The 23,081-nt window shown below is 74.0% G+C and carries 20 protein-coding genes and 1 tRNA gene; 11 read left to right on the top strand and 10 right to left on the bottom strand.

Going from position 1 to position 23,081, the window contains the following annotated elements; genetic code table 11:
- Positions 1-776: 776 nt before the first annotated feature.
- Positions 777-1,865, bottom strand: coding sequence for a ThiF family adenylyltransferase (locus tag AB0N76_RS24695; RefSeq protein WP_363560367.1), 1,089 nt, complete (start codon positions 1,863-1,865; stop codon positions 777-779).
- Positions 1,866-2,264: 399 nt separating this feature from the next.
- Between AB0N76_RS24695 and AB0N76_RS24690 the strand changes: the two genes are divergently transcribed.
- Positions 2,265-2,828, top strand: a complete 564-nt coding sequence (locus tag AB0N76_RS24690) for a M48 family metallopeptidase (protein WP_363560374.1) — start codon at positions 2,265-2,267, stop codon at positions 2,826-2,828.
- A 106-nt stretch (positions 2,829-2,934) separates the two neighbouring features.
- On the opposite strand, the gene AB0N76_RS24685 is transcribed toward AB0N76_RS24690, so the two are convergent.
- The gene (locus AB0N76_RS24685; RefSeq protein WP_363560365.1) at positions 2,935-3,549 is read right to left on the bottom strand and encodes an NUDIX hydrolase; all 615 of its coding nucleotides are present in this window, start codon (positions 3,547-3,549) and stop codon (positions 2,935-2,937) included.
- Complete coding sequence (locus AB0N76_RS24680; protein ID WP_363560363.1) at positions 3,546-5,114, bottom strand: zinc-dependent metalloprotease; 1,569 nt, start codon at positions 5,112-5,114, stop codon at positions 3,546-3,548. Before AB0N76_RS24680 ends, AB0N76_RS24685 begins: the two co-directional genes overlap by 4 nt.
- A gap of 264 nt (positions 5,115-5,378) precedes the next feature.
- On the opposite strand from AB0N76_RS24680, the gene AB0N76_RS24675 reads away from it, so the two are divergent.
- The 4 genes from AB0N76_RS24675 to AB0N76_RS24660 all read left to right on the top strand — a co-directional run bounded on the left by AB0N76_RS24675 (position 5,379) and on the right by AB0N76_RS24660 (position 8,540).
- Positions 5,379-6,473, top strand: coding sequence for an NAD-dependent epimerase/dehydratase family protein (locus AB0N76_RS24675; protein ID WP_363560373.1), 1,095 nt, complete (start codon positions 5,379-5,381; stop codon positions 6,471-6,473).
- Positions 6,474-6,607: 134 nt separating this feature from the next.
- A complete protein-coding gene (locus AB0N76_RS24670; protein ID WP_363560361.1) occupies positions 6,608-7,048 on the top strand; it encodes a molybdenum cofactor biosynthesis protein MoaE in 441 nt (146 codons plus the stop codon).
- A gap of 184 nt (positions 7,049-7,232) precedes the next feature.
- Complete coding sequence (locus AB0N76_RS24665) at positions 7,233-7,421, top strand: hypothetical protein (protein WP_363560359.1); 189 nt, start codon at positions 7,233-7,235, stop codon at positions 7,419-7,421.
- A 42-nt stretch (positions 7,422-7,463) separates the two neighbouring features.
- Complete coding sequence (locus AB0N76_RS24660; RefSeq protein WP_363560357.1) at positions 7,464-8,540, top strand: PDZ domain-containing protein; 1,077 nt, start codon at positions 7,464-7,466, stop codon at positions 8,538-8,540.
- Positions 8,541-8,578: 38 nt separating this feature from the next.
- Here the strand turns inward: AB0N76_RS24660 and AB0N76_RS24655 are convergent, their stop codons facing one another.
- Positions 8,579-9,139 carry a PPA1309 family protein gene (locus AB0N76_RS24655; RefSeq protein ID WP_363560355.1) on the bottom strand — a complete coding sequence of 187 codons (561 nt, stop codon included), beginning with the start codon at positions 9,137-9,139 and terminating at the stop codon, positions 8,579-8,581.
- Positions 9,140-9,338: 199 nt separating this feature from the next.
- Between AB0N76_RS24655 and AB0N76_RS24650 the strand changes: the two genes are divergently transcribed.
- The 3 genes from AB0N76_RS24650 (at position 9,339) to AB0N76_RS24640 (ending at position 14,816) form a co-directional block, all read left to right on the top strand.
- Complete coding sequence (locus AB0N76_RS24650; RefSeq protein ID WP_363560371.1) at positions 9,339-12,329, top strand: UPF0182 family protein; 2,991 nt, start codon at positions 9,339-9,341, stop codon at positions 12,327-12,329.
- 56 nt (positions 12,330-12,385) lie between these two features.
- Positions 12,386-12,459 (top strand) — tRNA-Met (locus AB0N76_RS24645).
- A 386-nt stretch (positions 12,460-12,845) separates the two neighbouring features.
- Positions 12,846-14,816, top strand: a complete 1,971-nt coding sequence (locus tag AB0N76_RS24640) for a tetratricopeptide repeat protein (RefSeq protein ID WP_363560353.1) — start codon at positions 12,846-12,848, stop codon at positions 14,814-14,816.
- Between the two features lie 50 nt (positions 14,817-14,866).
- Here the strand turns inward: AB0N76_RS24640 and AB0N76_RS24635 are convergent, their stop codons facing one another.
- On the bottom strand, positions 14,867-15,286 hold the full coding sequence (locus AB0N76_RS24635) for a Fur family transcriptional regulator (protein ID WP_363560351.1): 420 nt from the start codon (positions 15,284-15,286) through the stop codon (positions 14,867-14,869).
- Positions 15,287-15,392: 106 nt separating this feature from the next.
- Between AB0N76_RS24635 and AB0N76_RS24630 the strand changes: the two genes are divergently transcribed.
- Positions 15,393-16,871: a catalase gene (locus AB0N76_RS24630; protein ID WP_363560349.1), complete on the top strand. Its 1,479-nt coding sequence runs from the start codon at positions 15,393-15,395 to the stop codon at positions 16,869-16,871.
- A gap of 135 nt (positions 16,872-17,006) precedes the next feature.
- Here AB0N76_RS24630 and hisN read toward each other — a convergent pair whose 3' ends face one another.
- The 5 genes from hisN to AB0N76_RS24605 all read right to left on the bottom strand — a co-directional run bounded on the left by hisN (position 17,007) and on the right by AB0N76_RS24605 (position 21,504).
- Positions 17,007-17,804: a histidinol-phosphatase gene (gene hisN, locus AB0N76_RS24625; protein ID WP_363560347.1), complete on the bottom strand. Its 798-nt coding sequence runs from the start codon at positions 17,802-17,804 to the stop codon at positions 17,007-17,009.
- 44 nt (positions 17,805-17,848) lie between these two features.
- On the bottom strand, positions 17,849-18,172 hold the full coding sequence (locus AB0N76_RS24620; protein WP_363560345.1) for a multidrug efflux SMR transporter: 324 nt from the start codon (positions 18,170-18,172) through the stop codon (positions 17,849-17,851).
- Between the two features lie 154 nt (positions 18,173-18,326).
- Positions 18,327-19,382: a ribosome small subunit-dependent GTPase A gene (rsgA, locus tag AB0N76_RS24615; RefSeq protein ID WP_363560343.1), complete on the bottom strand. Its 1,056-nt coding sequence runs from the start codon at positions 19,380-19,382 to the stop codon at positions 18,327-18,329.
- Positions 19,383-19,398: 16 nt separating this feature from the next.
- The gene (gene aroA / locus AB0N76_RS24610) at positions 19,399-20,730 is read right to left on the bottom strand and encodes a 3-phosphoshikimate 1-carboxyvinyltransferase (RefSeq protein WP_363560341.1); all 1,332 of its coding nucleotides are present in this window, start codon (positions 20,728-20,730) and stop codon (positions 19,399-19,401) included.
- A 57-nt stretch (positions 20,731-20,787) separates the two neighbouring features.
- Positions 20,788-21,504 (bottom strand): M50 family metallopeptidase, encoded by a 717-nt coding sequence (locus tag AB0N76_RS24605; protein WP_363560339.1) that lies wholly within the window; start codon positions 21,502-21,504, stop codon positions 20,788-20,790.
- Positions 21,505-21,642: 138 nt separating this feature from the next.
- Here AB0N76_RS24605 and AB0N76_RS24600 point away from each other — a divergent pair, with 138 nt between their 5' ends.
- Both AB0N76_RS24600 and AB0N76_RS24595 read left to right on the top strand, forming a co-directional pair.
- A complete protein-coding gene (locus AB0N76_RS24600) occupies positions 21,643-22,395 on the top strand; it encodes an SOS response-associated peptidase (protein WP_363560337.1) in 753 nt (250 codons plus the stop codon).
- Positions 22,396-22,438: 43 nt separating this feature from the next.
- Positions 22,439-23,074, top strand: a complete 636-nt coding sequence (locus tag AB0N76_RS24595) for an alpha/beta family hydrolase (protein WP_363560335.1) — start codon at positions 22,439-22,441, stop codon at positions 23,072-23,074.
- The last annotated feature ends 7 nt before the right edge of the window (positions 23,075-23,081 follow it).

Raw genomic sequence — 23,081 nt, 5'->3', positions numbered from 1 at the left:
CCCGACAGCTGGTCCGACCCGGTGGTCCGGGACGCCCCGCCACCACCCTGGGGCGGCCACCCTCGGGGGGTGGCCGCCCCACCCACGGGGCACCCACCACCCACGCGCGGCCGCACCCGCCCGCCACCCGCTACCCACCGCCACCCTCGGGGCGGCCACCCTTGCGGGGTGGCTGCCCCGACTACCGGGCACCCATCACCCCACCTGCGGCCGCACCCCTCCGCCCGCCACCACCCACCACCCGCCGGCACCCTTAGCCGGCCACCCTCGAGGGGTGGCCGCCCCACCCACGGGGCACCCACCGCTCACCTGCGGGCGCACCTGCCCGCGCTCCACCACCCGCCGCCACCTTGGGGGGCGGCCACCCTTCGGGGGGCTGCTCCGACCATGGGGCATCCGCCACCCGCCCGCGTGCGGGCGCACCCGCCCCGCGCTTTGCCGCCCGCTTCCCGTCACCTCCTCTGGGGCGACCGCCCCGACCATGGGGCATCCGCCACCGGCGTATGGGCGTCTCCCGTTCGTGCCCCACCACCCGTCGGCAGCCTCGGGGTGGCAGTGAGGGGATGGCATCCCCCGGCCCGGCGCTCCCGTACGGGGGTGCCCGCCCGCCGGCGTGGGGCTTGTGCCCGTGGGTGAGTCGTGTGGGCGCGACCGGGTGGGGGCGGCCGCTGCACCCACCCGGTCGGTCCTCGGCTCGACCCGGCCCGACGTCTTGATGACCTCCTTCCCTCCGGGGCCTGTCCTGTCCTCGTCCGTCCTCCTTCCTGCCGCCGGGCTCAGTGCGGCGGCATCGGTTGCCAGAGGCACCCGCAGTGCGGGTGGCCCTTGAGCCGTAGGCGTCGGGGCATGCCGTCGACGGCGGAGAGCTCGCACCAGCCGTCGATGCTGGGCGGGTGGCCGCCGTCCAGGAAGACCTGGACGTGCAGCGCCGCCAGCCCGGCGACCGAGGTCGCGAGCGCGGTGTCGCAGGCGGGCGTCGGCGCCCGCCCGGGGCCGTTCTCGGAGAGCTGGGTGAGGATCCGCGACCAGGCGGCGTCCTCGTCCTCCCGGGTCAGCACCAGGCAGTGGCCGCAGGCCGACCTGCCCGGCACGACCAGCGGCCCGACCACCCCGTACTCCTCCACCACCCCGACGTACAGGTGGGGCACCCCGGCCCGGAGCAGTTCGCGGGCCTGGGGCGTGCCGCCGGCGAACGCCCCGCTGCCGTCCCGGGGCGCCAGCACCACCAGGTCGGGCAGCCCCGGTCTGGGCCGGTGGCCGCGCTGGGACGGGCGCCGGGCCGAGGCCCGGTCGACGGCCTCGCGGGCGGCGGTGGCCCGGAGTCGGCCGACGTCCGTCGGCGGCAGGCCGGCGGGGGCGCAGTCCCCGGGCGCGACCCGGCCGGAGTCCACCACGGTGACGGTGCCGATGCCGCCCGCCGCGAGGACGGCGGCGACGGCCGCCCCGACCCGGCCCGCGCCGCGGACCTCGACCGCGTGGTCGGTCCGCTGGGCCAGGACGGCGGGCGCGGTGCCCGGGGTGGAGTGGATCAGGGAGAGCGAGGCGAGGTCGGGCCCGAGCAGCTCGCGGTGCGGCTGCGGGAAGCGGGCCAGCGCGCCGTCGGCCGCCTCGGCGTCGTCGAGCACCCCGGCCTCCTCCAGCAGGTCGAGCAGGGAGTCGGCCGGGTCGCGCCCGAAGCCGATCCGCTCGCCCTCGGCGAGGAGGGTCGGGCGGTCGCGGGTGCCGTCGACGAGGTCGAGGAACTCGCGGACGGTCTTGTCGGCGGCGTGGGCGAGGACGCCCGCGTGCTGGGAGATGGTGCCGAACTGGAGGGTGTCCGAGTCCCGCCAGCTGCGGGAGAGGGCGGGCTTGAGGGCGAGGCGCACGGTGGTCTTCCTTCCGACGGTTTCCGGACGGTCGACGGCAGCATGCCCGATCGAGGCGACGGGGTGCGGTTGGTTGTCCACAGGCAAGGTCACATGATCGGATGATCCGTTCGCATGCCCTGTGGATAACTTGACGTCCGGTCCGAGGTCGTATTCCGGACACCCGTTGTCGGCCTTTCGTTCCCGATCGCTCCACGAAACATTTCGGCCATGGCAGCGGACTTCTGTCGGGGGTACCGGGTAACGTCGTGTGCCATGGCAGCCGAACGGGACTCCCATCCCTCGGCGTCGCCTCGGCGTGCCCGTGCAGCGTCCGGGTCGCAAGTGGCGGCGCCGAGTACGCGTGGGCGTCCGGAGCAGCAAGCTCCGGAGCAGCAGCCGGGGGCCGCGCGGGAGCCGCTGGACCGTTCCCGGGTGGAGGTGCGGCGCAGCGCCCGCCGGAGCCGGACGGTGTCCGCCTACCGCGAGGGCGACCGCACGATCGTGCTGATCCCGGCCCGGATGTCGCACGCGGAGGAGCAGCGCTGGGTCGCGCAGATGCTGGAGAAGCTCGCCGCCCAGGAGAGCCGCCGGGTGCTCGGTGACGACGCGCTGGTGGCGCGGGCCCGGGAGCTCTCGGCGGAGTTCCTGGGTGGTCGGGCCCGGCCGGCGCAGGTCCGCTGGGTGACCAATCAGAACTCGCGCTGGGGCTCGTGCACTCCCAGCGAGCGGACGATCCGGCTGTCGCACCGGCTGCAGGGCATGCCGGAGTACGTGGTCGACTACGTGCTGCTGCACGAGCTGGCGCACCTGCTGGTGCCGGACCACGGTCCGGACTTCTGGGCGCTGCTGGAGGCGTATCCGCGGACGGAGCGGGCGCGGGGCTATTTGGAGGGTGTGGTCTCGGCGGCGCGGCTGCCGCACATCCCGGGGGCCCGGCACGCGGGTCCGCCGGAGTCCGGCCCGGAGGCCGCCTGCGGCTGACGGGGCCGGCGGGGCGGTCGGAGGGGGAGGGACACGAGCGGAAGAGGGGCGCGGGCCGTGGTGGCCCGCGCCCCTCTCGTCGTTCGGACGCCCTTGAGTGCTTCGGTCAGCCGGTGAGGGCGCGGGCCCGGGCGACGAGGTCGCGGACCGACTGGTCGGTCAGCTCGGGGAGCCCGTCGAAGTCGAACCAGCGCAGGTCGAGCGACTCCTCGCTGATCAGTTCCCGGGCGCCGGGCGGGGCCACCGCGATGTACTGGACGTCGAGGTGGGTGTTCTCCGGGCGGTCCTTGCCGGTGCAGCGGACCTGGTGCCGGTCGAGCTTGACCGGCACTGGCACGCCGTCCCGGGTGAGCAGGGCGAGGTCGGGGATGCCGGACTCCTCGGTGGCCTCGCGCAGCGCGGCCGAGGCGAGGTCGCGGTCGCCGGGCTCGCAGTGGCCGCCCATCTGCAGCCAGCGGCCGACCTTGGGGTGCAGGGTGAGCAGGACACGTCCGGCGACGGGGTCGACGACCGCGGCGCTGGCGGTGATGTGGGCGGGCAGGCAGGAGCGGTACAGGCCGTCGGGCTGGTCGGCGAGGTGCCGCAGGTAGTCGAGGCGCAGTCGTTCCTGCTCGGGTTCGGCGGGCCGCCAGTCGCCCAGGGCGCGGACCGCGTCGGCGTGCAGCGCGCCGGCGGTCTCGGGAGTGCCGGTCTCGGGGGTGCCGGTCTCGGTGGCCGTCATGCGGTGGGCTTGCCCTTTCCGTCCTCGTCGTCGTCGCTCTTCGTCAGGTCGGGCTTGCCCGCGGCTCCGCCCGCCGCTCCGCCCGCGGCGGCCTCGCCGAGCAGCTTGTCGATGGCGTCGAAGTCGATGCCGCCCTCCAGGTCGCCGGCGGCGCCCCGGTGCACGAAGGCGTCCGGGTCGTCGAGGTCGGCGGCGGTGGGGAGCATGTCCGGGTGCTGCCAGAGGTCGTCGCGGCCCTCGATGCCGCGGGCGTCGGCGAGCAGCGCCCAGAGCCGGGCGGCGTCGCGCAGCCGGCGCGGGCGCAGTTCGAGGCCGACCAGGGTGGCGAAGGTCTGCTCGGCGGGCCCGCCGGCGGCGCGGCGGCGGCGGACGGTCTCGCGCAGCGCGCCGGCCTGCGGCAGGTGGGGCTCGGCGGCGGCGTGCACGACGGCGTCGACCCAGCCCTCGACGAGGGCGAGCGCGGTTTCGAGGCGGGCGAGGGCGGCCTTCTGCTCGGGGGTGTCCTCGGGCTGGAGCAGGCCGCCGGCCAGGGCCTCCTGGAGGGCCTCGGGGTTGCTCGGGTCGAGCTGGCCGACCAGCTCCTCCATCCGGGAGCTGTCGACCTTGATGCCGCGGGCGTAGGCCTCGACGGCGCCGAGGAGGTGGGCGCGCAGCCACGGCACGTGGGCGAAGAGGCGCTGGTGGGCGGCCTCGCGCAGGGCGAGGTAGAGCCGGACCTCGTCGGCGGGGACGTTGAGGCCCTCGCCGAACTCGGCGACGTTCTGGGGCAGCAGCGCGGCCTTGCCGGCCGGGGCGAGCGGCAGGCCGACGTCGGTGGAGCCGACGACCTCGCCGGCGAGCGCGCCGAGGGCCTGGCCGATCTGGGTGCCGAACATGGCGCCGCCCATGGAGCGCATCATGCCCATCAGCGGGCCGGCCATGGCCTGCATCTCCTCGGGCAGGACGCCGCCCATGGCGTTGCCGACGCGCTCGGCGACCGGGTCGACGAGGTCCTTCCAGACCGGGAGGGTGGCCTCGATCCACTCGGCGCGGCTCCAGGCGACGGCGGTGCCGGCTCCGGAGGGGAACTCGGTGGCGCCGTCGAGCCAGAGGTCGGCGAGGCGGACGGCCTCGGCGACGGCGGAGCGCTCGGCGGCGCTGACCGAGCGGTCCTTGCTCTTGCCCTCGACGGGCTCGGCGACGACGGTCTGCCGGGCGATGTCCTTGGCGAGCTCCCAGTTCACCGGGCCGCCCTCGAAGGAGAGCATCTGGCCGAGCTGCTGGAAGGCGGCGCCGAGGTCGTTGGGGTTGAGGCCGCCGAACATCGCGGCGAACGGGTTGTCGGCGGAGCCGGCGCCGGGGGCACCGGGCGTCCCGGGGGCGCCGGGCATGCCGGGCATCCCGGGCAGGCCCATGCCGAAGAGGGCGCCGAGCGGGTTGCCGCCGGTGAAGCCGAAGGACTGCGGGCCGCTCTGCCCGCCGTCGCTCTGCTCCTTCTTCCGGTCCTGCTGCTCGTCGCCGGGCTTGGCCTTGCCGTCCTCGGGCTCCTCGGGCGGAACGCCGAATCCGAAGGGAAGGTCGCTCACGGGGTCCTCGATCCGGTCGGCCGTCATACGGGGTGGTGGCGGTGAAATCTGGTGCCCGGGGCGGTCGGTGGAGTGGGGGGACTCCCGGCCGGCGGGCGGCTCCCGGGCGGCTGGCCCGCGCCGGGTGCAACGCCGGGCCTTCGCCTCGGGCAGGATGGACGTACGTGACACACGTACGTACGCACATAAGCTAACCGTGGAGGATGGCCGGTGAGTTCCCCGCCCTCGGACGTTCGCTCTGGGCTGACCGGAGGAGAGGACGCCCTGGACACCACGGCGTCGCCGCCTCCAGCCTATGCCGGAAGACCGCTGACCGTGGCGGTCACGGGTGCCGCCGGGGTGCTCGGCGAGCGGGTCGCGGCCCGCCTGGTCGCCTCGCCGGGGGTGCGCAAGGTCCTGGCCGTCGACGACCGGCGCGGTGAGGTGCCGGGGGTGCAGTGGCGGGTCCTGGACGTGCGGGACCCGGCGGTGGCCGAGCGGCTGGCCGGGGTGGACGTGGTGGTCCACCTGGCGATGGACCTGGGCATGGAGTCGGACCCGCGGGCGCGCAGCGCCTACAACGTGCGGGGCGCGCAGACGGTGCTGACGGCGGCCGCGGCGGCCGGGGTGCACCGGGTGGTGCTGTGCACGTCGGCGATGGTCTACGGCGCGCTGGCGGACAACGAGGTGCCGCTGGCGGAGGACTCGGAGCTGCGGGCGACCGAGGAGGCCTCGCTGGTCGGGGACCTGCTGGAGATCGAGCGGCTGGCCCGGCGGGCGCCGCGGGCGCACCCGGGCCTGCAGGTGACGGTGCTGCGCCCGGCGGTGGTGGTCGGTCCGGGCGTGGACACGGTGCTGACCCGGCACTTCGAGGCGCCCCGGCTGCTGGTGGTGGCGGGGTCGCGGCCGTGCTGGCAGTTCTGCCACGTGGACGATCTGGCGGCGGCGCTGGAGTACGCGGCGCTGGGCCTGGTCGAGGGCGAGGTGACGGTCGGCTGCGACGGCTGGCTGGAGCAGGAGGACGTGGAGCGGCTGTCGGGGATCCGGCGGATGGAGCTGCCGGCCTCGCTGGCGCTGGGGACGGCGGCGCGGCTGCACCGGCTGGGGCTGACGCCGGCGCCGGCCGGGGACCTGGCGTACACGATGTACCCGTGGGTGGTGTCGGGGAGCCGGCTGCACGAGGCGGGCTGGCGGCCGGCGCACACCAACGAGGAGGTGCTGGCGGAGCTGCTGGCGCAGGTGTCCGGGAAGCACGCGGTGGCGGGACGGCGGCTGGGCGGCAAGGAGGCCGCGACGAGTCTGGGCGCGGCGGGGGCGACGGTGGCGCTGGTGGGTACGGCGGCGCTGGTGCGGCGGGCGCGCAAGCGGCGTCGGTTCTGACGCGGCCCGGTCTGACGCGGTCGGGCCCCGGGGGGCCTCCCTCCCCGGGGCGTTGTTCTCACGATGCGAAATTTCACAGTCGTGATACGGAAGCCCCCTGCCCAAGCCCGCCGGGGATGGGCAATCATGGGGGCATGTCCGAGAACCTCGACCCGATCCGCCTGCTCGCCATCCGCGACACCCCGCTCTCGCTCGACGAGGTGTACGAGGCGGTGGGCGACGACGCGGCCGGCGGGACGACCGTCTTCGTCGGGACGGTCCGCGACCACGACGGCGGCAAGCAGGTCTCCGCGCTGGAGTACAGCTGTCACCCGTCGGCGGAGCAGGAGCTGCGCCGGGTCGCCGAGAAGGTCGTCGCCGACTTCCCGGTGCGGGCGCTGGCCGCGGTGCACCGGATCGGCCGGCTGGAGATCACCGACAAGGCGGTGATCGTCGCGGTCTCCTGCGCCCACCGCGGGGAGGCGTTCGCCGCGGCCCGCCGGCTGATCGACGACCTCAAGCACGAGGTGCCGATCTGGAAGCACCAGGTCTTCGCCGACGGCGCGGAGGAGTGGGTCGGCGCCGGGAACTGCTGAGCCAGGCTCAGGCGTCCTCACGGCGCAGGCGCGCCGCCGTCTCACTCGAACGGGTGTGGGGCGCTGCGCCGGATACTCCCTGGCAGTGAGCCGATCGGCCGTCCCGTAACCCGGAAGGCGTCGTCAACGTTGTCCGCCGGAGTGGTTAATCTGCTCATAGACACGACGAGCTGGGAGTACTGAGATGGCTGTGCTCGCCTGGTTGATTCCGTTCTGCGTCGCCGCGGTGGTCGCCACCGTCTGGGCGGGCTGGGCCCAGCGGGCCCCGAAGGCCACCGGCGATCCGGCCTCACTGGCCGAGCACAAGCGGTTCATGGCCGCGATGGAGCGCACCACCGCCGGTTCCGCCCCGGGCGAGCGCTCCGGCCGGTAGCCCGCCGGGCGTGCGGTCGGCCGCGTCCCGTACTGTCGAGGCATGCCACGCCGCTCTGCGACGATGCTCGCCGCCACCCTGCTGCTCATAGCGCTGCTCTGCGCGTCGGTGCTGATGAAGGTGCCGTACACGGAGATGAGCCCGGGCCCGACGTACGACACGCTCGGGGTGCAGGAGAAGACGGGGACGCCGGTGATCACCATCACCGGCCACGAGTCGTACCCGACGAGCGGGCACCTCAACATGACGACCGTGCAGGTCACCGGCGCCAAGTACGAGCCGAGCCTGGTCAACGCGGTGATCGGGTGGCTGCGCGACGACGTGCTGGTGGTCCCGCACGACAACGTCTACCCGAAGGGCCAGAGCGACGCCGACGCGAAGCGGCAGAACGCCGAGGAGTTCGCGCTCTCCGAGGACCACGCCCGCACCGCGGCGCTCAAGCAGCTCGGCATCCCGATGGGCAGCGAGCTGATCGTCCAGACCGTGACCGCCGGTCTCCCGGCCGAGGGCCGGCTGCACGCCGGCGACCAGATCGTGGCGGTGGACGGCACCCCGGTCGCGGACGCGGAGGGGGTCGCCAAGGCGGTCACCCGGCACCAGCCCGGCGAGTCGGTGGTCTTCAGCGTGGTGCCGCGGGTCAAGGAGGGCTCCGCCGAGCCGGGGGTGCGCACCGACATCACCGTCCCGACCGCGAAGTCGCCGGACACCGGTGCCGCGGTGGTCGGCATCCGCCCGGGCCTCAAGCACACCTACCCGTTCCGGATCGACATCGGGCTGCAGGACGTCGGCGGGCCGAGCGCGGGCCTGATGTTCTCGCTCGGCATCATCGACAAGCTGACGCCCGGCGACCTCACCGGCGGAAAGTTCGTCGCGGGGACGGGCACCATCGACGACGACGGCGGGGTCGGTCCGATCGGCGGCATATCGATGAAGCTGATCGCGGCCCGGGACGCCGGCGCCGAGTACTTCTTCACCCCGGCCGCGAACTGCGCCGAGGCCGCCAAGAACACCCCGTCCGGGCTGACCCTGGTCAAGGCCGAGACGCTGGACGGCGCGCTGAAGTCGCTGGAGCAGATCCGCTCCGGGCAGACCTCCGCGCTGCCGTCCTGCGCCAAGTAGCGGCACCGCCGAGCAGCGGCACCGGCGGCCGACGGGTCCTAGGAGAAGGTCGCCAGCAGCGCCTCGGTCAGGCCGGGCACCAGGTCGGGACCGGTCAGCACCTCGCGGGCGACGTCCTTGGAGCGCAGCCGCAGCGCGATCTCCTTGCTGCCGTCGCGCAGCACCGCGGCGGTGATCCGCACCTCCTCGCGCTTGGGGTGGTTGGCCACCCACTCGGCGAGCTGGGCGTCGGAGGCGTTGCGCGGGCGGGACTGCTCGGAGCCCGGCGGCAGCATCAGGCGCTCGACGACCAGGGCGCAGCCGGCGACCGCGTCCGGCCAGGCGATGGTGCCGAGGAACTTGTCGAGCTCCATGCCGGCGGGCAGCTCGTCCTGCTCGACCGGGGTGAGGCCGGCGGCCTCGTCGGTGAGGCCGAGCTGCTTGGCGATGCGGGGGTCGGCCTTGCGCAGGGCGGCGCTGTCGACCAGGGCGAAGAGGCGGGCCGGGAGGTCCCAGCCGAGGGTGGCGGCGTACTCGTCGATCTCCAGGGCGGCCCGGGTCAGCGGGGTGCCGGCCGGGAGGGTGGAGACGTCGTCGGGGAGGTTGGATCCATCGGACATGCCTCAATCCTCACACGCCGGGCGGGCCCGGGGCGTGGGGCGGGCGCGGCGGGAGCGGCTCGGCCGGTGGAACGCGCCGCGGGACCGGGGACTAGTAACCGTCTGCTAACGGTGGGAACTCGGCTAAAGCCTGGTTAAGTTGCACTGAGGACCGACCGATTCCAGACGACACGACTGAGGTGCCACCGTGGTATTCCAGATGCCGGAACGCTCAGGGCCGGGGTTCCGGCGCAGAGTAGGCCCGCCGTCCCGGCGGGCGCGGGTGCTCCTGCTGACCCTGGGCGTGCTCGCGGTGCTCTTCCTGCTGTTCGTCATGTTCGCCGGGTTCTGGACGGACTGGCTCTGGTTCAGGTCGGTCCACTACTCGTCGGTCTTCACCACCCAGCTGTGGACGAAGATCGGCCTGTTCGCGGTCTTCGGCGTGCTGATGGCGGTGATCGTCGGCTTCAACCTGTGGCTGGCGCACCGGCTGCGGCCGCCGCTGTCGGCGATGTCGGTGGAGCAGCAGAGCCTGGACCGGTACCGCTCGGGCCTGGCCCCGTTCAAGCGCTGGGCGCTGATCGGGGTGTCGCTGGTGATCGGGCTGGTGGCGGGTGCCGCGGCCTCGGGCCAGTGGCGGACCTGGCTGCTGTGGACGAACGCGACCCCGTTCGGCACCAAGGACCCGCAGTTCGGCATGGACGTCTCGTTCTACGCCTTCGACCTGCCGTTCTACGAGTTCCTGCTGGGCTTCGCGTTCAGCGCGGTGATCGTCTCGCTGCTGACCTCGGTGCTGGTGCACTACCTGTACGGGGGGCTGCGGCTGCAGGGGCCGGGCCGCCGGGCGAGCGCGGGCGCGCAGGGGCACCTGGCGGTGCTGCTGGGGATCTTCGTGCTGCTGAAGGCGGTGGCGTACTGGCTGGACCGGTACGCGCTGGCGGTGAAGACCGGCTCGTACAAGGGCGTGTCCGGGTGGACGGGCCTGCGGTACGTGGACGCCAACGCGTTCCTGCCGGCGAAGACGATCCTGTTCTTCGTCGCGGTGATCTGCGCGGTGCTGTTCTTCCTGACCCCGGTGCGCCGCACCTGGGCGCCGGCCCTGATCGGCCTGGGCCTGATGGTGCTGTCGGCGGTGCTGATCGGCGGGGTGTACCCGGCGATCGTGCAGCAGTTCCAGGTCAAGCCGAACGAGCAGGCCAAGGAGACGCCGTACATCCAGAAGAACATCGACGCGACGCGGCAGGCGTACGGGATCGCGGACAGCCAGGTCACCTCGTACGAGCCGGCGAACTCGACGAACGCGGACGCGCTGAAGCCGGACGCGCAGACCATCACGGACATCCGGCTGCTGGACCCGAACGTGGTCGGCCCGACGTTCCAGCAGAACGAGGCGCTGCGCAAGTACTACGCGTTCCCGAAGTCGCTGGACGTGGACCGGTACGGGGCGCAGGACACCGTGCTGGGCGTGCGTGAGCTGGACCTGAACGGCATCCAGCGGAACTGGATCAACGACCACTTCAACTACACCCACGGCTACGGCGTGATCGCGGCCAAGGGCAACCAGGTCGACTCCAACGGCAACCCGGTCTACACCGAGTCGGCGCTGCCGACCAAGGGCGCGTTCGGCAACTACGAGCAGCGGATCTACTACGGCGAGAAGACGTCGACGTACTCGATCGTCGGCGGCGGCTACCAGGACATCGACTACACCGCGGAGGACGGCACCCCGGTGCACTTCTCCTACGACGGTGACAGCGGCGTCGGGCTGGGCAACCCGCTGACCCGGGCCGCGTACGCGGTGAAGTTCGCCGAGCCGCAGATCCTCTACTCCAGCGCGATCCGGGACGGCGCGAAGATCATCTACGACCGCACCCCCAAGGAGCGGGTGGAGAAGGTCGCGCCGTGGCTGTCGATCGACGCCGACCCGTACCCGGTGGTGGAGGACGGCCGGGTGGTCTGGGTGCTGGACGGCTACACCACCTCGGACGGCTACCCGTTCTCGTCGAAGACGACGCTGGGCGACGTCACCAAGGACTCGCTGACCAGTCAGCGCGGCGAGCTGCTGACCGCCGCCAACCAGGTCAACTACATCCGCAACTCGGTCAAGGCCACCGTGGACGCGTACACCGGTGAGGTCACCCTCTACCAGTGGGACGAGAACGACCCGGTGCTGAAGACCTGGATGAAGGCGTTCCCGGGCACGGTCAAGGCGAACAAGGACATCCCGCCGGCGCTGCTGCCGCACCTGCGCTACCCGCAGGACATGTTCAAGGTGCAGCGCGACCTGCTCGCCGAGTACCACATGACCGACGCCGGCGGCTTCTTCAACGGCACGGACATCTGGCAGGTGCCGACCGACCCGACGACCAACAGCAACGAGGTGCAGCCGCCGTACTACCTGACGGTCCGGATGCCCGACGCGCAGGCCGCGACCTTCTCGCTGACCACGAGCTTCGCGCCGCAGGGCCGGGACAACCTGGCCGCGTTCATGTCGGTCAGCGCCGACCCGGGGCCGGACTACGGGAAGATCCGGGTCGCCAAGCTGCCGACCGGCTCCGGGGCGCTCGGCCCCAAGCAGGTGCAGGCGAAGTTCAACTCGGACCCGCTGGTCGCCAAGGAGCTGACCCTGCTGAAGACCGGCACCGACTCCGACATCGAGTACGGCAACCTGCTGACCCTGCCGGTCGGCGGCGGCCTGCTGAACGTCGAGCCGGTGTACCTGATCGGCCGCAGCGCCAAGGTGCCGGTGCTGAAGAAGGTGCTGGCGACGTACGGGAACGAGAACGCGGTCGTCGCCGTGGAGGACAACCTGGAGAAGGCGCTGGCCAAGGTGCTCGGCGGCGCGGCGCCCGGTGCGCCGGTCACGCCCACCGCGCCCGGGACCACGCCCACGACGCCGACCACGCCCACCACGCCCACGACGCCGACCGCGCCGGGGGCCGGGGTCACGCCGGAGCTGCACAAGGCGATCGCGGACGTGCTGAAGGCGCAGAACGACGCCGACAACGCGGCCAAGGCCGGCGACTGGGTGGCCCTCGGCCAGGCCCAGAAGGCGCAGAGCGAGGCGGCCAAGGCGCTGGCCGCGGCCGAGCAGAAGGCGGGCCTCACCCCGTCGGGCTCGCCGACCGCCTCGCCGAGCGCCTCGCCGACCGCCGCACCGGGCGCGACGCCGGGCGCGACACCGACCGGGGCGCCGAGTACCGGCCCCTGAGCTGCGACAACCGATTTCGGCCCCACCCCGCGCCCGTGCTATGGTTACTTCACCGACGCGGGGTGGAGCAGCTCGGTAGCTCGCTGGGCTCATAACCCAGAGGTCGCAGGTTCAAATCCTGTCCCCGCTACTCAGTAGCACGAAGGGCCCGGAGGATACGTCCTCCGGGCCCTTCGGCGTTTTCCCCGGCGGCCCGCGAGAGGCGCTCCGGTACCATCGAGCGTCGCCAAGGACGACGGCAGCGGGGTTTGTGGGGGCCGAGTGTCGGGAAATCGACAAAGCGCCGAAGCAATCTCGTCGGCTTCGGGTCCGCCCCGCCGAAATCGACCGGGGCAGGTGTACGCGGGTTGCGAGTGATGCGACGATGGGACATATGGGGGACGTTGCACGGCTGCTGACCGGCCGTCGGGTTGACGGGCCCCCGTGGGGGTCCTCCCGGCCGCGGGCCGCGGGCGGGTCCCCCCGGCCGTGGGCCGGAGTTCGATGCCGCGACACTCTGGGGGAGCGGGAGTCGGCATGAGGCTGATCGGCAAGAACGGGGCAGGAGCGAGGCCGGCGACCACCGAGGCGGACACCGAGGCCTGGGCGGAGGGCCGTGAACGGCACCCCGGCGCCCTGCCGGCCCAGCGCACCAGCGGTCTGACGGAGCGCCGCCCGTCCGGCGGCTACGGCCCGGACTCACTGGTGCACGTCCCCGCCGGCGGCCTGGCCGCCGCGTTCGGCGGCCACGGCGCGCCCGCCGAACCGGCCGGACCGGGCGTGGACGCCGAGGACGGCGCCGGCTTCGACTCGGCGAGCTTCGAGAGCGCGCTGGCCGCCCGCGAGCAGGCCGCGCTGGAGGCCCGGCACCGGCAGGCCGCCGACGACGGCGACCCGGACGCGGCCGGCCGGCTCGGCACCCTGCTGCTGCGCCGCGGTGACCTGGAGGACGCCGAACCGTACCTGCGCGCCGCGGCGGCCGCCGGGCTGCGCGCCGCCGCCAACAACCTGGGCGTGCTGCTCCACCAGCAGGGCCACCGGGCCGAGGCCGCCCAGTGGTGGCGGCAGGCGGCGGTGGCCGGCAGCGCGCCGGCCGCGCACGCGCTCGGCCTGCAACTGCGCGACCAGGGCGAGGAGGAGGCCGCCGAGTACTGGCTGCACTTCGCCGCCGACCACGGCCACCCGCTGGGCGCGTACGCGCTGGGCGACCTGATGGAGCACCGGCGGGACGTGCGCGCCGAGCGCTGGTTCAAGGTGTCCGCGGACGCCGGGCACCGGGAGGCCGCCTACCGGCTGGCCCGGATGCGCGAGGCGGCGGGGGACAAGGAGACCGCCGAGGCCTGGTACCGGATCGCGGCCGCCCGTAGCCACGCCCGGGCCGCGCTGCGGCTGGGCGTGCTGCTGGAGGACCGGGCCGAGGGCGGGCAGGCGCTGCTGGAGGAGGCCGCCCGCTGGTACCGGCAGTCGGCGCAGAACGGCGAGCCGCGGGCCGCGTGCGCGCTGGGCTTCCTGCTGCGCGACTCCGGGGACCTCGCGGCCGCCGCCGAGTGGTGGCAGGAGGCCGCCGAGGCGGGCGACGGCAACGCGGCCAACGCGCTGGGCGCGCTGTACGCCTCGCGCGGCGAGGCCGGCGAGGCGGAGCGCTGGTACCGGGGCGCGCTGGAGGCCGGGGATCAGAACGGCGCGTTCAACCTGGGCCTGCTGTGCGCGGGCGCGGGCCGCGACCAGCAGGCCGAGCAGTGGTACCGCCGGGCCGCGTACGCCGGGCACCGGGAGGCGTGCAACGCGCTGGCCGTGGTGCTGCTGCAGCGCGGCGACGAGTCGGGCGCCGAGCCGTGGTTCTCCAAGGCCGCCGAGGCGGGCAGCGTGGACGGCGCCTTCAACCTGGGCGTGCTGCACGCCGGGCGCGGGGAGCAGCGGCAGGCGCAGGAGTGGTACGCGCGCGCCGCCGCGGAGGGGCACGGCGAGGCGGCGCTGCAGCTGGCGGTGGTGCAGGAGCAGCGCGGCAACCTGGCGGGCGCGCTGGAGCGCTACCGGCAGGCGGCGGCGGGCGGTTCGGCGGAGGGCGCGTTCCGGCTGGCGTCGGTGCTGGACCGGCGCGGGGACGCGGACGCGGAGGCCGAGCACTGGTACGCGGTGGCGGCGGACGCGGGCCACCGGCGGGCGCAGGTGCGGATGGGGGTGCGGGCGGCCGAGCGGGGGGCGCTGGAGATCGCCGAGAGCTGGTACCGGCGGGCGGCCGAGGCGGGCAGCCGCAGTGCCGCGTTCAACCTGGGGCTGCTGCTGGCCCGGCAGGACAGCGAGGCCGAGGCGATGCTCTGGTACACCCGGGCGGCGGACGCCGGGCACGGGCGGGCGGCGCTGCGGCTGGCGCTGCTGGCGCTGCGCCGGGGCGAGCCGGTGCAGGCGGAGGGCTGGTGCCGGCGGGCGGCGGACTACGGTCCGGCGGAGGTCGCGGAGCGGGCGGGCCGGCTGCTGGGCGCGCTGCACGCGGAGCTGAGCGCGTAGGCCCGGTGTGTGAGCCCGGCGCGTGCGCCGGGCGCCGGGCGCCGGGCGCGTCAGGGTCTGGGCGCGCAGTCCGGACACAGGCCCCGGTAGGTGATCTCGGCGCCGGAGATCGTGAAGCCGAACCGTTCGGCGGGCGGCAGGGCGGCCAGCGGGTCGCCCTGCGGGTGGACGTCGCGGATCGCGCCGCAGCCGGAGCAGACCAGGTGCTGGTGGGCGTGGTGGGCGTTGGGGTCGTAGCGCTTGGCGCGGCCGTCGGTGGCGACCTCCAACACCTCGCCGAGGCAGACGAGTTCGCCGAGCGTGTTGTAGACGGTGGCGCGGCTGATCTCGGGCAGGCGCTCCACCGCGCGGGCGTGCACCTCGTCGGCGGTGAGGTGCACGTGTTCTCCGTCGAGGACCTCGGCCACGACCCGGCGCTGCGAGGTCAGCCGCCATCCACGTCCGCGAAGCCGTTCCAGCAGGTCACTCATGGGGACAGGGTAAGTGACGATCCGAGTCTGGTTCCAGTGTTGACTTAGACAAAGTCCAAGTTAGGATCGAGTCGTCACGGACCGGATCACGCGGAGGCACCCTCTTATGACTACCCAGGACGAGCTGCGCCCCACCCTCACCACGGAGGCGGGTGCCCCCGTCGCCGACAACCAGAACACCGAGACCGCCGGCGTCGGCGGCCCGGCGCTGATCCAGGACCAGCAGCTGTTCGAGAAGCTCGCGCACTTCAACCGGGAGCGCATCCCGGAGCGCGTGGTGCACGCCCGCGGCGCCGCCGCCTACGGCACCTTCACGCTCACCCGCGACGTCTCGCAGTGGACCCGGGCGGCGTTCCTCTCCGAGGTCGGCAAGCAGACCGAGACCTTCCTGCGGTTCTCCACCGTCGCGGGCAACCTCGGCTCGGCGGACGCGGTGCGCGACCCGCGCGGCTTCGCGCTGAAGTTCTACACCGAGGAGGGCAACTACGACCTCGTCGGCAACAACACCCCGGTGTTCTTCATCAAGGACGCCACCAAGTTCCCGGACTTCATCCACACCCAGAAGCGCGACCCGTACACCGGCTCGCAGGAGGCGGACAACGTCTGGGACTTCTGGGGCCTGTCGCCCGAGGCCACCCACCAGGTGACCTGGCTGTTCGGCGACCGCGGCATCCCCGCCAGCTACCGCCACCTCAACGGCTACGGCTCGCACACCTACCAGTGGCAGAACGAGGCCGGCGAGCACTTCTGGGTCAAGTACCACTTCAAGACCGACCAGGGCATCAAGAACCTCACCGCCGAGGAGGCCGCCAAGCTGGCCGGCGAGGACCCGGACAGCCACCAGCGCGACCTGCGCGAGGCCATCGAGCGCGGCGAGTTCCCGACCTGGACGGTGCAGGTCCAGATCATGCCGGCGGCGGACGCGGCGGAGTACCGCTTCAACCCCTTCGACCTGACCAAGGTCTGGCCGCACGCGGACTACCCGCCGATCGAGATCGGCAAGCTGGAGCTCAACCGCAACCCCGACAACATCTTCGCCGAGGTCGAGCAGTCGATCTTCTCCCCGGCGCACTTCGTGCCCGGCATCGGCCCGTCCCCCGACAAGATGCTGCAGGGCCGGCTGTTCGCCTACGCGGACGCCCACCGCTACCGCGTCGGCATCAACGCCGACCACCTGCCGGTCAACCGCCCGCACGCCACCGAGGCGCGCACCAACAGCCGCGACGGGTACCTGTACGACGGCCGCCACGGCCGGCAGAAGAACTACGAGCCGAACAGCTTCGGCGGCCCGGTGCAGACCGGCCGCCCGCTGTGGGCGCCGACCGCCGTCACCGGGCTCACCGGCACCCACGAGGCGCCGCTGCACGCCGAGGACGACGACTTCGTGCAGGCCGGCAACCTCTACCGGCTGTTCGACGACGGTGAGAAGCAGCGGCTGATCGCCAACCTGGCCGGCTTCATCGCCAAGGTCTCGGCGGACCGCGAGGACATCGTCGAGCGCGCGGTCGAGAACTTCCGCAAGGCGGACGCGGACTTCGGGCAGCGCCTGGAGGCCGAGGTGCGGGAGCTGCGCAAGCAGCGCTGACGCACCCCGGCGCGGGGCCCGGTGAGGGGCCCCGGAGCAGCGGGCCCCTGGTACCGCCGGAGAACCGGTACCAGGGGCCCGCACCCACGTAGATGGGGACTCTTCGAGGAATCCCCATCATGTCGTGCGGGGGATTCAGACGCTCAGGCGGCGCAGGGCTTCCTCGTGGAGGAGGCCGTTGGAGGCCACCGCGTCCGCGCCGCCGGGGCCCGGGACGCCGTCCAGGCCGGTGAAGCGGCCGCCGGCCTCCTCGACGATGACGCAGTTGGCCGCCATGTCCCAGAGCGACAGCTCCGGCTCGGCGGCGATGTCCACCGCGCCCTCGGCGACCATCATGTACGACCAGAAGTCGCCGTAGGCGCGGGTGCGCCAGCAGGCCCGGGTGAGGTCGAGGAACGGGTCGAGGCGGCCGCGCTCCTCCCAGCCGGAGAGCGAGGAGTAGGAGAACGACGCGTCCTCGATCCGGGAGACGCCGGAGACGTGGATCCGGCTCGCCTTGGCCAGGCTGCGGCCGGCGAACGCGCCGAGGTCCTTGGCGGCCCACCAGCGGCGGTTCAGCGCCGGCGCGGAGACGATGCCGACGACCGGGCGCTCGACGCCGTCCGGGCCGTCCTCCAGCAGGGCGATCAGGGTGGCCCAGACCGGGACGCCGCGGATGTAGTTCTTGGTGCCGTCGATCGGGTCGATCACCCAGCGGCGCGGGCCCGAGCCCTGCAGACCGAACTCCTCGCCGAGCACCGCGTCGCGCGGGCGGGCCCGCTGCAGGATGCTGCGCACCAGCTCCTCGGCGGCCTTGTCGGCGTCGCTGACGGGGGTCAGGTCGGGCTTGGTCTCGACCCGCAGGTCGAGCGAGCGGAAGCGGTCCAGGGTCACCGAGTCGGCCGAGTCGGCGAGGACATGGGCGAGTCGGAGGTCGTCGTGGTAGTCGGCCATGCCCGAAACCCTAGCGCCCGGACGGTCCTGGTGGGCGGATCGTCCTAGTGGGCGGAGCCGCTGAGCTGGAGGCCGATGACTCCGGCGATGACCAGGGAGATCGAGACCAGCTTGAGGACGGAGGTGGTCTCGTCCAGGAAGACCATGCCGTAGATCGCGGTGCCGGCGGCGCCGATGCCGGTCCAGACCGCGTAGGCCGGGCCGACCGGGAGGGTCTTCAGCGAGAGGGTGAGCAGGCCGAAGCTGCCGAGGGCGAAGACGCAGAAGCTGACGGTGGGCCACAGCTTGGTGAAGCCGTCGCTGAGCTTGAGGTTGATCGCGAAACCGGTCTCCAGGAGGCCGGCCAGGATCACCAGGGCCCATGCCATCGCGTGCTCTCCCTGTGGGTCGGCGGGATCGGTCGGCGTCCGGACCGTGAACCGGCCCGACTTTCCTATGATCGCCACGCGGGGGCGCTCCGACACCTCGAACACCGGAAAACACCGGACGCCCGCCGCCGCCGCCGACCGTCAGCCGCGCCCGTCAGTCGCCCTCGCGGGCCTCCTTGCTGGCCAGCAGCCGGCGCAGCGAGTAGAGCCGCGCCTGCTCCGCGTGGCCCTCGGCGACCCAGGCGTCCAGGGCGCAGTCCGGCTCGTCGTGGCTGCACGCGCGCGGGCAGTCCTCGGTGCCGGGCTCCAGGTCCGGGAAGGCGTGGATGACCCGGGACGGGTCGATGTGCGAGAGCCCGAAGGAGCGGAAGCCGGGGGTGTCGATCACCCAGCCGGCGTCCAGCGCCTTCTTCGAGCCGGGCTTGGCGCCGGGCGGCGGCGGCAGCCGCAGCGCGAGGGCCGAGACGGTGGTGTGCCGGCCGCGGCCGGTGACTGCGTTGACCCGTCCGGTGGTCCGCTGCCGCTCCGGGACGAGCGCGTTGACCAGGGTGGTCTTGCCGACGCCGGAGTGGCCGATGAACACCGTGCGCAGGCCGCGCAGCTGCTCGCGGACCGCCTCGGCGCCGGTGGTCTCCAGTTCGTCCCGGCGGGTGACGACGTACCGGATGCCGAGCGGCGCGTAGGCCTCCAGCATCGGCTCGGCCGGGGCCAGGTCGGCCTTGGTGAGGACGAGCAGCGGGTCCATGCCCGCGTCGTAGGCGGCGACCAGGCAGCGGTCGATCAGCCGGGGCCGGGGCTCCGGGTCGGCCAGCGCGGTGACGATGGCCAGCTGCTCGGCGTTGGCGACGACGATCCGCTCGTACGGGTCGTCGTCGTCCGCGGTGCGCCGCAGCACCGAGGTGCGCTCGGCGACCCGGACGATCCGGGCGAGGGTGTCGGCGTCCCCGGAGAGGTCGCCGACCAGCGAGACGGTGTCGCCCACGACGACGCCCTTGCGGCCCAGCTCGCGGGCCTTCATGGCGACGACCTCGTGCTCCTGCTTGGTGCCCGGGTCGATCAGGCAGGTCAGCCGGCCGCGGTCGACGGTGAGCACCATCGCCTCGGCGGCGTCCTCGTGCTTGGGCCGGATCCGGGTCCGCGGCCGGGAGCCCTTCCGTCCGGGGCGGTTGCGGATGTCGTCCTCGTCGGCGTCCTTGCCGTAGCGGCGCATGTGCCCAGTCTCCCGCTCAGCCGCCCGCCACCGCTCCGGTGAGCAGTTCGTCCCACATGGCGGGGAAGTCCGGCAGGGTCTTGGCGGTGGTGGCCACGTTCTCCACCTGCACGCCGGGCACGGCGAGGCCGATCACCGCGGCGGCGGTGGCCAGGCGGTGGTCCTCGTAGGTGTGGAAGACGCCGCCGCGCAGCGCGCGCGGGCGGATCCGCAGGCCGTCCTCGGTCTCGCTGACGTCGCCGCCGAGGTCGTTGATCTCCTTGGCGAGGGCGGCCAGCCGGTCGGTCTCGTGCAGCCGCAGGTGGGCGATGCCGTAGAGGTGGGACTCGGAGTCGGCGAGGGCGGCGACGGCGGCGATCACCGGGGTGAGCTCGCCGACGTCGTGCAGGTCGGCCTCGATGCCGTGGATCCGGCCGGTGCCGGTGAACCTCAGGCCCTCGTCGGTGAACTCGCAGCTGCCGCCCATCCGGGTGTAGAGGTCGCGCAGCTGGTCGCCGGGCTGGGTGGTGTGCTTGGGCCAGTCGCGGACGGTGACCTGACCGCCGGTGACCAGGGCGGCGGCGAAGAACGGCGCGGCGTTGGAGAGGTCGGGCTCGACGACCAGGTCGCGGCCGAGCAGGGCGCCGGGGGTGACCCGCCAGACGTCCTTCTCGCCGCCGTCCTCGGGGGCGTCGACCTGGACGCCGGCCAGGCGCAGCATGTCGACGGTCATCCGGATGTGCGGCAGCGACGGGACCGGGCCGCCGACGTGCCGGACCTCGACGCCCTGGTTGTAGCGGGCGCCGGAGAGCAGCAGCGCGGAGACGAACTGGGAGGAGGACGAGGCGTCGAGCTCGACGCTGCCGCCGTCGAGGGCGCCGGTGCCGTGCACGGTGAGCGGGAAGCTGCCCCGGCCGCCGTCGTCGATCCGGGCGCCGAGCGCGCGCAGGGCGTTGATCACGCCGTGCTGGGGGCGCTCGTGGCTGCGCGGGTCGCCGTCGAAGTGGACCGGGCCGTCGGCGAGGACGGCGAGCGGGGGCAGGAAGCGCATGACGGTGCCGGCGTTGCCGACGTCGACCGAGGCGGGGCCGCGCAGGGCGGGGGCGGGGATGACCCGCCAGGCCTCGCCGCCGCCGGTGCCGCCGGTGTCGTTGTTGACCTGCTCCTCGATGGTGACGCCGAGGGCGCGCAGGCCGTCGGCCATCAGCTGGGAGTCGCGGCTGCGCAGCGGGCGGCGCACCCAGCCGGGGCCGTCGGCGAGCGCCGCCAGCACCAGGGCCCGGTTGGTGACCGACTTCGAGCCGGGGATGGTGACGGTGGCGTCCACGGGGGTGGTCGCGACGGGGGCGGGCCACAGGGTCTCGGTCATAGGGGTCAGTTTAGGGGCCGTACCCGGACTGTCCCGGCGACAGGGGACCGCGGGGGTTCAGAGCGGGCGGAGCAGCCAGGTGGCGCCGAGGGCGAGGGCGGCGAGGGCGGTGACCAGGAACAGGGTGATCCAGGCCAGGCCCGGGACGCCGGTGAGCCGGGCGAGCTGGTCGGCGTCGGAGTCGTCGGCCTCGCCGCGGCGGCGCTGCCGCTGGAGTTCGAGGACCGGGCGGACGGCGCCGAACAGCAGGAACCAGGTGCCGAGGTAGGCGAAGCCGGCCTGGACCTCGGGGGTGCCGAACCAGGAGACCAGGAAGAACGCGGCGCCGGTGACGATCACGCTGAGGAAGCCGAAGGCGTTGCGGATCCGGACCAGCAGGGCGAGCAGCAGGGCAATGGCGAGCCAGAGCAGCAGGGTGATCCGGTCGGCGGCGAGCAGGGCGGCGCAGCCGAGGCCGAGCAGGGCGGGGGTGGTGTAGCCGGCGGCGGCGGTGAGGACCATGCCGGGGCCGGTGGGGCGGCCGTAGGAGAGGGTGAGGCCGGAGGTGTCCGAGTGCAGCCGGATGCCGAGCAGCTTGCGGTTGGTGGCGCGGGCGGCGAGGCCGTGGCCGCCCTCGTGGGCGATGGTGACGGCGGTGCGGGCGATCCGCCAGAGCGGGCGGAGGAGGACGGCGAGCAGGGCGGCGGCGCCGGTGGCGAGGGCGAGCCAGCCGGGCGGGGCGGGCTGGGTGCCGGTGACGGCGCTCCACAGGTCGGCGATGGTCCTGGCGTCCATGGGTCTCCTCCGTCGCGGTCCGGCCGCCCCCCGGGGTGGCAGCCTGCCATGCGGGGGACGGCGGCCGGCGGGCGGGTGGTTCTCCACGGGCCGGGACGGGGGCGGCGGGCGCGGGCGGGGTCGTGGCAAGCTGACGGCATGTGTGGTCGCTTCGCCTCCAGCAGCAGCCCCGAGTCCATCGTCGAGCTGTTCGGCGTCCGGCAGTGGGATCCGGCCGAGACGCTGGCCCCGAGCTGGAACGTCGCGCCCACGCAGAGCGCCTTCGCGGTGCTGGAGCGGGTGCCGAAGGGGTCGGCGGAGCCGGTGCGCCAGCTGCGGGTGCTGCGCTGGGGGCTGGTGCCGCAGTGGGCGAAGTCGCCGGAGACGGCGGTGAAGATGATCAACGCCCGGTCGGACACGGTGCACGAGAAGCCCTCGTACCGGCAGGCCTTCGTCTCGCGCCGGTGCGTCCTGCCGGTGGACGGCTACTACGAGTGGCAGACCGTGCCGGGCGAGCGGGGCAAGGCGCGGAAGAAGCCGTTCTTCGTCTCCCGGGTGGACGGGGCGCCGCTGGCGCTGGCGGGGCTGTACGAGTTCTGGCGCAACCGGGCGGTGCCGTCGGACCACCCGGAGGGCTGGCTGGTCACGTTCACCATCGTGACCACCGACGCGGAGGAGCTGCTGGCGCCGATCCACGAGCGGATGCCGCTGTTCCTGGACCCGGGGTCGTTCGACGCCTGGCTGGACCCGCGGCGGGACGACCCGGAGGAGCTGCGCCGGCTGCTGATACCCCCGCCGCCGGGCGCGCTGCGGGCCACGCCGGTGTCGCCGGACGTCGGCAGCATCCGCAACGACCGGCCGGAGCTCACCGAGCCGTGGGCCGAGCCCGAGTACGAGACCACCCTGTTCTGATCCTCTCGCCCCCTGTTCTCCCGTCCTCCTGGAGCCGTCGAGCATGACCGCCGAACTCGTCCCCACCCCCGCCGGGGACGCCCGGATCACCCTGCACCCGGCGGCCGAGCCGCGGGCGGTGCTGGCGCTGGGGCACGGCGCCGGCGGCGGCGTCGAGGCGCGGGACCTGGTGGCGCTGGCCGCCGCGCTGCCCGCCCGCGGGGTGTCGGTGGCGCTGGTGGAGCAGCCCTGGCGGGTGGCGGGCAAGCGGCTGGCGCCGGCGCCGAAGACGCTGGACGCCGGGTGGACGCCGGTGGCGGAGCGGCTGGCCGGGACCGGGGTGCCGCTGGTGGTGGGCGGGCGCAGCGCCGGGGCCCGGGTGGCCTGCCGGACGGGCGCGGCGACCGGTGCGGCGGGGGTGCTGGCGCTGGCGTTCCCGCTGCACCCGCCGGGGCGGCCGGAGAAGAGCCGGGCCGGGGAGCTGCTGGAGTCGGGGCTGCCGACGCTGGTGGTGCAGGGCGGGGCGGATCCGTTCGGCGGGCCGGCGGAGTTCCCGGAGCTGCCGGCCACCCACGAGCTGGTGGCGCTGGAGTACGGCAACCACGGCTTCGAGGTGCCGAAGCGGGCTCCGCTGGGGCAGGACGAGCTGCTGGCGCTGATCGTGTCGGCGGTGGGGGACTGGGTGCTGCGGCTGTCCTGAGGGGGCG

This window comes from Kitasatospora sp. NPDC093806, from assembly GCF_040683335.1.
Lineage (GTDB): Bacteria > Actinomycetota > Actinomycetes > Streptomycetales > Streptomycetaceae > Kitasatospora.
Note: the sequence above shows the minus strand (reverse complement) of the source record. Positions and strands in the feature narration are given on the sequence as shown.